The organism is Leptolyngbya sp. FACHB-711 (assembly GCF_014695615.1).
Lineage (GTDB): Bacteria > Cyanobacteriota > Cyanobacteriia > Elainellales > Elainellaceae > Leptolyngbya_A.
The window spans coordinates 1-9,054 of record NZ_JACJOR010000311.1 but is presented as its reverse complement, the minus strand read 5'-3'; the positions used below and the strand labels follow the sequence as shown (position 1 = coordinate 9,054).

General features: G+C 51.1%; 6 protein-coding genes. 2 read left to right on the top strand and 4 right to left on the bottom strand.

Annotated features, from left to right (window positions below; all coding sequences use genetic code 11):
• Nucleotides 1-429: 429 nt before the first annotated feature.
• Together H6F80_RS12525 and H6F80_RS12520 are read left to right on the top strand one after the other, a co-directional pair.
• Nucleotides 430-1,398: a transposase gene (locus H6F80_RS12525; RefSeq protein WP_190791880.1), complete on the top strand. Its 969-nt coding sequence runs from the start codon at nucleotides 430-432 to the stop codon at nucleotides 1,396-1,398.
• Nucleotides 1,399-1,703: 305 nt separating this feature from the next.
• Nucleotides 1,704-5,687 (top strand): multicopper oxidase domain-containing protein, encoded by a 3,984-nt coding sequence (locus H6F80_RS12520; RefSeq protein WP_190791879.1) that lies wholly within the window; start codon nucleotides 1,704-1,706, stop codon nucleotides 5,685-5,687.
• Nucleotides 5,688-5,864: 177 nt separating this feature from the next.
• Here the strand turns inward: H6F80_RS12520 and H6F80_RS12515 are convergent, their stop codons facing one another.
• The 4 genes from H6F80_RS12515 to H6F80_RS12500 form a co-directional block, all read right to left on the bottom strand.
• On the bottom strand, nucleotides 5,865-6,014 hold the full coding sequence (locus H6F80_RS12515; protein ID WP_190791878.1) for a hypothetical protein: 150 nt from the start codon (nucleotides 6,012-6,014) through the stop codon (nucleotides 5,865-5,867).
• Nucleotides 6,015-6,261: 247 nt separating this feature from the next.
• Nucleotides 6,262-6,987: an alpha/beta fold hydrolase gene (locus H6F80_RS12510; RefSeq protein WP_242067318.1), complete on the bottom strand. Its 726-nt coding sequence runs from the start codon at nucleotides 6,985-6,987 to the stop codon at nucleotides 6,262-6,264.
• 173 nt (nucleotides 6,988-7,160) lie between these two features.
• Nucleotides 7,161-8,117: an NAD(P)/FAD-dependent oxidoreductase gene (locus H6F80_RS12505; RefSeq protein ID WP_190791876.1), complete on the bottom strand. Its 957-nt coding sequence runs from the start codon at nucleotides 8,115-8,117 to the stop codon at nucleotides 7,161-7,163.
• A gap of 134 nt (nucleotides 8,118-8,251) precedes the next feature.
• On the bottom strand, nucleotides 8,252-8,791 hold the full coding sequence (locus H6F80_RS12500; RefSeq protein ID WP_199296537.1) for a hypothetical protein: 540 nt from the start codon (nucleotides 8,789-8,791) through the stop codon (nucleotides 8,252-8,254).
• Nucleotides 8,792-9,054 lie beyond the last annotated feature (263 nt).

The window sequence follows — 9,054 nt, the reverse complement described above, 5'->3', positions numbered from 1 at the left end:
AGAATTGGATGCGTCAACGCTGGGATGAATTTGATAGCTTTCGCGATTGTGTCGATGCTGCCTTCAACCATTGTTCGAACGTGTATCCGTAAAGCTATATTATTGGACCGGCTCTTGGAACACTGCCGCGTTTTGGGCTTGGTGAAAGCTCGAGGGAAACAGCGTACTGATTCAACTCGCGTTTTAGCTTCGATTCGGGAGTTGAATCACTTAGAGCTCGTTGCAGAAACGTTTCGAGCCGTTCTGAATGAACTCGCAACACTTGTTCCTGAATGGTTACAAGAAATTGCTTTAGAGCCTTGGTACAAGCGCTATGGTAGTCGAATTGAACAAACTCGATTACCTCGAAGCAACACGGAGAGGGAGAGTTATGCACAAACGATAGGAGACGATATTTACCATCTTTTAGAACATCTAGAAACATCCAATTTGCCGATTGAATGGCAACAACTCTCAAGCATTATTGCACTGCAACTCGTTTGGCAACGACATTATGAAGTGCTCATCGATGATAAGACGGGATTTAAGCAGGTGCGCTTTAAGCCAAAGCGAGAATTAGCGAAGGCAACTGAGGGCATTGAATCTCCCTATGACACCGAGGCTCGCTATCGCAGTCGCTATGGAGTGAGCTGGATTGGGTACATGGTGCATTGGAGCGAGACCTGTGAGGATGACGATTGCCATTTGATCACCCATGTGATGACTACTCCTGCCACTGTGCATGAAGCTAACTGTACTCAAGAGATTCACCAAGCATTGATTGATAAAGAATTGCCGCCCAGCGAGCACTATGTCGATTCAGCTTATGTTGATGCTCATCTGCTTGTAGAGGCTCAAGCACAAGGCATTACGATTGTGGGACCGACTCGTCCTAACGTCACTTGGCAAACCAAAACCGTAGATGCCTTTGACTTTACGCAGTTTACGGTGGACTGGGAACAGCAGCATGTCACTTGTCCGCAAGGGAAGCAGTCCATTTCCTGGTCCCCTTTGATAGGGCAGGATGGGCATCCTGTTTTCAAAGCCAGGTTTTCTACGTTGGACTGTGGTCCTTGTGCTGCTCGCTCTCAATGTACTCGAGCAAAACTGCCTGCTGCACGCAGTGTACTGCTGATGCCACAAGCACAGTATGAAGCGCTTAAGAACGCCCGAGCGACTCAGGTCAGTGCTGAGGGAAAGCAACGCTATCAGCGTCGGGCTGGGATTGAAGGAACGCTCTCTCAAGGAGTTCGAGCGTTTGGATTAAGGCAAACTCGATATCGAGGACTAACCAAGACCCATTTGCAAAATACTGCGATCGCTGCTGCAATGAACTTTGAGCGCTTGATCAACTGGTTGACTGGAGTACCAAGAGCAAAAACTCGAGTTTCTCGTTTGGCGGCTCTAGTGCCGGATTAAGGGAGGTGTGATCCTCATCGAGGTTCGCCAACAGTATCGGAGGATTTGTTTTACACTCCAGAGTTTGTAGGAGACAGTTTAATTTTCACTTACCGATCGTAGGAAACGTTCAACTGTCCCATTTTCAGTAACTCGATGATCAAACACCAGAAACGTCGACAGAGTTGGGCTTGCCTACCTTACCATTAACCAATTTTTGCGACATAACCGAATAAAGTACCCGTGTGTGTACTGGAATTATTGATTCAAGATTGTGACGATTCAATTATTCACAGATATTTCTATTGTCTCGCGGGGAAATTACTATGCTGCCGCTGACTGACTCTGGCTCCCGTTGCTATCAGGTTGTGGCGATCGAGATAACAATATATTTCAACAAGTATGGCGATCATAATCACAATGGTTTGATGTTTACGCTGAAGCAGAATTTACCCATCCTGAAATATATTAAGCAATTAATGCAAGGTCCGGTTGCAGAGGCTCAACTCATCGCAGAAGCTCGCGCCCGTGCTCAGCAGCTTGGCATCGAACTGCCCCAAACACCCGAAGAAGCAAAACAGCCTCATCCGCTGGTGCGTCCACTGGTGCTGAGAGCCTGTAAAGGTGACGTTGTCGAGGTGCAGCTAGAGAACGAAATTCGCGATCGCTCGATCGGATTGCATCTGGTCGGAGACGGCTACGACATTCAAACCAGCGATGGCGCACAGGTGGGGCGAAATGCTTCCAGTCTGGTTGCCACAGGCGAAACCCGCAAATACATCTGGCACTGCAAACACGAAGGTGTATTTCCCTTTCACGACGCCGGGAATTTCTCTGGTAATCAAGACGGCACGAATGCCCATGGTTTGTTTGGGGCGCTGATTGTCGAACCTGAGAACGCTTGGTGGAGCGATCCAGAAGTGGGCATGGACGGTCTTTTAGAAGACGGGCTGTATGCAGATGTGCATTTGCGATCGCGAGCAGAGCTGTCGCAATCCCCAAAGAAATCCTTTCCCAAGACAGGCGATCGCTTTTCTCAGCCCTCGAAATATGCCGATGACAACGCTTCTTTCCGCGAGTATGTCATCTTCTTTCACGACGAGCCAGAGTTTGTGCCGCCGCATGGCAAGCTGGAAAAGAATCCCTGCCAATCTGATGATCATGGCGAGAATGGACAGGTTGGACATGGCGGGCACGGTGTCGATGCTCATTCTGGATCGCTGATGCCAATTAGCTACCGCGCAGAGCCGATGATCAGCCGGGAGCGCATTATCTGGCAGAAACGCCGTGAGGGAACGCTGAATGCCCCCGTTCTGAACGAAGAGCAGCACCACAGCTCATGGATGTTTGGCGATCCTGCAACTCCCATTCTGCGGGCATATCTCGGTGATCCGGTGCGAATTCGGCTGGTTCATGCGGGCGTGAAAGAAACCCATGTGTTTCACCTGCACTTGTATGCGTGGCACGTGGTTCCCCACAATCCGCAAACGCCCCTAATCGATGCAATCAGCATCAGCCCGCAAACTGGACACACGATCGTTCCGCTATGGGGCGCAGGCAATCGTCAGGGCGTTCCCGGCGATGTGATCTGGCATTGCCATCTGTATCCGCACTTCCACATGGGAATGTGGGGCATCTTTCGTACCTTTGATACCCGTCAGGACGGCATGGACGGAGACTGTTTAACCGACGAGGATGGTCGCTATCAGGGTCGCCGCATTGGACGCTATCCCGACGGCATACCGATCGCGAAATTAGCCGTTTTACCCGATCGCGAACCGCCGCCCACGCCGACCCCCGATCGCCCTGGTTTCCCTTTGTTTATCCCAGGAACTGTCGGTCAGAAGTCACCCAGACCGCCTTATCCGGGAGACTTTGCAACGATGCCAGCCGAGCTTGACTATGAGGAAGCCACTGTTCTGGAGCGCAATGCGTTTAATGCCGATCCGCGTCCCGGTGAACTGTTTGGTCGCTTTCCCTATCCGCGTGAACTGCCGCAGCCGAATCATGAAATTGGCGTCGTCAAGCGACGGATTGACTACAACGACGACGGTTGGTATGACCCGGATGGGCATTTGTATTACCTGAAAGCCGAGGGCGATCCGGATGAGCGCGATCGAGCGAAAGAACCGCTGTTTTTCCGCTGTCGCCAGCAGGATGTGCTGGAACTAACGCTGCACAATCAACTGCCCGATTGCATCGAGGAAACTCCATTCGATCCGGCATTTCCCCCTTGTGACAAACTGCCGTGGGAAGGAGAATGCGGGCTGCACGTGCATATGGTGAAGTTTGACCCAATTTGTGGTGATGGCGCCAGCACGGGCTGGAACTATCTGAGCGCACCTCGCCTGGGTAAAAAAATGGTGTATCGCTGGTGGGCAGACGAGGAGTTTGGCACAATCTTCTTTCACGATCATCTGTTTGCTAACTATCGCCAAAAACACGGTTTATTCGGGGCATTAATCGTCGAACCCGAAGGCGCAACCTTCCACAACCCATTTGATTCCAGCCAGCCAATCCTGAGTGGACAACAGGCGGTGATTAAACTGCCACAACCGATCGACGGCGTGCAGGAATTCCGTGAATTTTGCATCAGCGTCGCTGATTGGATTCCCATGTTCGATCGCAAGGGACAACCGATCGAGCCACCCGACCAACCGGGCAGCCACGATGACAATGGCGTGATGGCAGTTAACTATCGGTCGACTCCGCTGCGAGAGCGTCAGGATGAGCCTGCCTACTGGTTCCATTCCCTGAAGGTAAAAGAACCCGATACGTCCATTTTCCATACTCTGCCCAACGAGCCAATCTGGATTCGATTAGTGCAGGGGTCACACGAAGAACAGCACAGCTTCCAGGTTCACGGAATGCGCTGGCGACGTTTCCGTAACGATTCGCGATCGCTGCTGGTCAATCAGCAAACGCTGGGCATCTCAGAAGCCTTTACCTTCAAGGTGCAGGAGTCCTATGGCGCAGGCGACTATCTGTGGAAATTTGCCGGGGCCGATGATCTCTGGGTTGGCTGCTGGGGATTGATTCGCAGTTATGATCCAGCGCAACTCGATGAAGTGGGACAAAAACTCACTCCTATCGCTCCGATCACGGATCCCCCGCTGCCCACACCGCCAGAACCTCGGCTGCGACGCCGCTTCAAGGTCGTTGCCGAAGCCCGATCGCTAACCTATCGTGATTCCAATCTGGTTGATCCGTTCGGTCTGATCTATCGTCTCGATGCGATTGCCACCCCCGGAGCAACCGAATGGCAACCGGTCTCTGCCTCTGCTCAACCCGAACCACTCGTCCTACGCTGTCGTGCCGGGGAATGGGTCGAAATCGAGCTGCATAATCGCTTGCCAGCCAGTTTAAGGCCTGAGCCTTTTTCGCCCGGTGTGCTCGCAGATGTGGACGATCGCCGTGTTTCCAATCAGGTTTCCCTGCATGCGGATCTACTTCGCTACGATGTGCAGCAGCACGATGGCGCAAATGTGGGCAAGAATCCGATTCAAAGCATATCACCGGGTCAACGCTACACGTATCTCTGGTATGCGGATCAGGTCGGCGCCGTCTTGCTGCAAGATATGGCAGATGTGCGAAATCACCGCCGTCATGGATTGATTGGCGCTCTGATTGTTGAGCCGCCCAGCGCAACTCCGCGCTTTGTGCCTCCGGGCAAACCAACTGCACCGCTGTTTAGTCCTACCGCCTGGCATGGAGCGCGAGCAACGATTCGGGGACAGTATGGCGATCGCTACGAAGAGGTTGTGCTGTTGCTCCAGGATGGATTGCGGTTATTTGTGGATGGCGATCGCGATGCTCCCTTTCCCGATAAGCCAGAGGATTTCTCCCGTGCAGGCGATCCCGATGTACTGGTGGACAACGCAGAAGACACAGAAGACCAGGGCAACAAAGGGTTTAATTATCGGGTTGAACCCCTGCTGGATGCCACGCGAGTCAATCTAGCAAATCCCGCTACGCCCGTTTGGATTGTGCCACGTCGCAGAGCCGTTCACTTCCATTTGATTTGTGCTGCCGATCGCCCCCGCAACCATAGCTTCACAATTCATGGGCATACCTGGCGCGAATGGCGTTACATGGGTGAAGGAAGCCCTCGCGTTGCATCAGAAGCAGCCCTTTCCTGTGGCACAGTTCGCACCTATGAGCTAGAAACCGCCAACCGAGCCGGAGACTATATGTATCGAAGCGGTGTGCTGAAGTGGGCAGTTGCTCAAGGGCTATGGGGCATTTTGCGAATTGCACGCACCCCTTACCTGCTATCGCTTTTCAATATCACGTTTCCGGATCACCAATGAACATTTTGTTCCTTCTTGAATTAAATCGGTAATCGGACTCTTACGCAGATTTAGCGATTCGGTTCTGGCAGTTAGCTCGGACTTGTCGCACCACGCGGTAAACCGTACCAGTTGTCCTTGATAGACACGCTGGGTATTCTCCGCCTTCCCCATCTGCCGCAGGAACTCCTCGATCTGCTAATGGCGTAAGTCGGGTGGTTCCAATCGCCGGAGTTCTTCCTTCTTGCCACCTTCAAGGGGGACGATCACGATTGGGAGAACAGGGTCAGTGGGGGAGTCATCCATAGTCGATCGTCCAGTTAGGTTGGTTTTAGATAGAGATAACATCACTTATCTCTACCTGATAATTCTAAGACAACTTTTCCTCCCCGTCTGCTCAAAGTTCCTCTAATCAAGCCTTTAAAAGGGTTCCGATAGGATACATGTAAAAACCTGCAAAATTGCCTTCAAATGTTCATTCCTCCGTAAGATTTTAGTGCTGGAATCACGAAAATCGAGAAAAGGTGAAATCAAGTTAAGGCAAAGCTTTCAGACGTATATTACAGAATTTTGCACGTATCCTCTTCCAATCCCTTTATCGCGCGACCGCAGCATGTTCGATAATCTCGGCAACGGCATCTGGATGAGAAACCATCACTACATGCGATGCACCACTCACAACAACCGTTTCCTTCGAGTTGGCGCGCTTCGCCATGAACGAAAGGGCTGCTGCCGGAATATTTAAGTCGCGATCGCCATAAATGAACCAGGACGGGATGGACTGCCAGGCAGGTGTACCCGAGGCTTCGTTAAGAGCAGCTTCTGTAATGGGTCGCTGGGTGCTAGCCATCAGCTGCGCGGCTGCGGCCGGCACATCTGCTGCAAACTGGGCGTGGAACTTGTCTTGCTGGATATAAAGATCTTTACCACCATCCGGTGTGGCAACCGGTGGTGCCAGTGTTGGCCCGAGCGTGCCGCCGGAGTAACGCCCTGAGAGTTCGACGGCAGTCTCACCGGCATCCGGGGCGAAAGCCGCAACATAGACGAGCGCCTTCACATTCTCGTTGCCGACCACGTTAGTGATGACAGCACCTCCATAGGAGTGGCCGACTAGCACTGTGGGACCCTCAATGCTCTTGAGAACGCTAGCAACATAGTCCGCATCGCTTTTCACACCGCGTAGGGGATTGGCTATGGCAACCGTCGGGTAACCTTGCTCATGAAGTTGGGTTAAGACGCCATTCCAGCTAGACGACTCGGCGAATGCACCGTGAACGAGAATGATGGTGGGTTTGATGTGTTGTGCGCTTGTGGTGTTCATGACAGTTCCTAAAGAAGTGATTAGAGTGGTTCCTAAAAAGAGTCCGGCGATTAAAAGTAAGCGGATGCCGCTTCTAAGGGGGGGCACGTTCATGTTCGTTTTCTCACTATCGAAAGACGGCTTAGTGCCTGTCTGTTGGTCCCATTGTTCAACGAGAACCCAATTCAGAACACTCAAGTTCTCTGCGTTAAGCACTGAGATAAGCTGAGATGAACTAGGTTCTCTTCAGTCAAAGTGTGATTGATGGAAACAGCAGCGAGCGTCCCACTCGCGACGGCTACGGCGATCTGTGAATAAGGACTAGACACATCGCCCACCGCATAGAGTCCAGGAATTGAGGTTTGCTTACTCTCATCCACTTGTACAATGCCGTCGCTGCCAAGGTTACAGCCTAACTTTGTGGCTAGATGGCTGTGCTGATAGGACGGAGGGCGCAGCAATATACCGCGACGGGGCAGCACCTCATTGTTTGTAAAGACGATCCCTGTCAGTTTGTCGTCTTGATATTCGAGCCGAGCAATTTTTTCTTCGCGTAGCTGAACCTCCCAATTTGCTAACTGCTGTCGTTGCTCATGGGTTAATTCGGCAGGACCATTTGAACAGAGCACTAAATCGCGGCTCCAGCCGGTTAGCATAAATGTCATTTCAAGTGCTACCTCTCCCTTGCCATAGATTGCTAAAGGTTGATCTCGCACTTCCCAACCATGGCAGTAAGGACAGTGGAAAATGCTGCTACCCCAAAGTTCTGCGAATCCATCAATTGCCGGAAGTGAATCTTTCATACCCGTGGCCAACAGCAGTTTGCGACCGACAAACTGATTGCCATCGCTCAGAGTCACTTGAAAGCGATCGCCCATTTTCTGAGCATCGACCACTTCACCCATCTGAATTTCAACCCCATCATAAGGACGTAATTGCTCTCGTCCAATTTGCAGCAGTTCCGCAGGTGAAATTCCATCTCTAGAAAAGAAACCATGGGCAGCATGAGCAACTTGATTGCGTGGCTTGCCAGCATCGCAAACCAAGACCCGTTTGCAGGCTCGTCCGAGCATCAGGGCAGCAGTCAAACCGGCTGGACCGCCACCGACGATGATGACATCAAAAACATTAGTCTGTAAGTTAACATTCATAGCTTGTTCTCCTGTTGTTGGCAGTGAGTTGGCAGTCAGAGAAAGTTGAGACCTGCCATTAAGTGGCGCAGATAAAGAAGGCGACTGGTCAAAAACTATTCGCCTTCTTCAAGCAGATTTGCCAGAAGAGGCACTCAGGCACTAACCCCGCTTCCAAAATCAGAACTGCTAGGTGTCAAACCCACAATGTCTGCATAGGCGGCAGCGATCGCACAAGCACTGATCGGAATCGTCACTAGTAGACCCCCACCCAGCAGTAAAACACCTGCTAAGTTTAGTAGTACCAACGCAAAAGCAAAACCAAGGAAAGAGAACCAATTCTTGGAAATCAGCTTGCGGCTAAACTCCATTCCAACCCAAAAGTTCATCTTCTTTTCGAGGACTAAGGGGAGTGCAAAGATGTAAGCAGCTGCGAGGTAAATACCAGGAACGAGAAGCAGTAATAACCCAATACCAATCACTACGCTAGAAACGAGACTGACCAGGAGAAGCGGCAGGTAGTTATTGAAACCCCTGAAAAAATCACCAAACGTTGTAGCGCGATTTTTCAAAAGTTTAAATGCCACGATTAAAAATCCTGCATTTAAAGGAGCAGAAATGAAGAGGTTGATGAACCCCTCCAGAGTAACGAACTGGCTAACTTTGGCGCTCGCAACATTAATCAAGAAAAACACAAGTGTAAAGCCAGCAAACTCAACAGGATTTTTCTTGAATGTATTCCAGCCGCTGCTACTAGAGTTGTCGGGAAATAAGAACAGAGCTAGCCAATGCGACCTTTCAAGTTCTTCCTATGCCGCAGTCAGGTAGAAGTTCCATAATCCTGCTGCGGTTAGCATAAGGTGATCATCAAACTCCGCTTTTCGATTGCGATAGATAGCGCTCACCGCATTGTAACGCTTGACTCCAGCAAACGCATTTTCACAGACCACTCGCGATT

Coding starts and splice junctions, on each gene's coding strand:
- H6F80_RS12520 (WP_190791879.1), top strand. CDS start 1,704: ATGCTGCCGCTGACTGACTCTGGCTCCCGTTGCTATCAGGTTGTGGCG.
- H6F80_RS12505 (WP_190791876.1), bottom strand. CDS start 8,117: ATGAATGTTAACTTACAGACTAATGTTTTTGATGTCATCATCGTCGGT.
- H6F80_RS12515 (WP_190791878.1), bottom strand. CDS start 6,014: ATGTTATCTCTATCTAAAACCAACCTAACTGGACGATCGACTATGGAT.
- H6F80_RS12510 (WP_242067318.1), bottom strand. CDS start 6,987: ATGAACACCACAAGCGCACAACACATCAAACCCACCATCATTCTCGTT.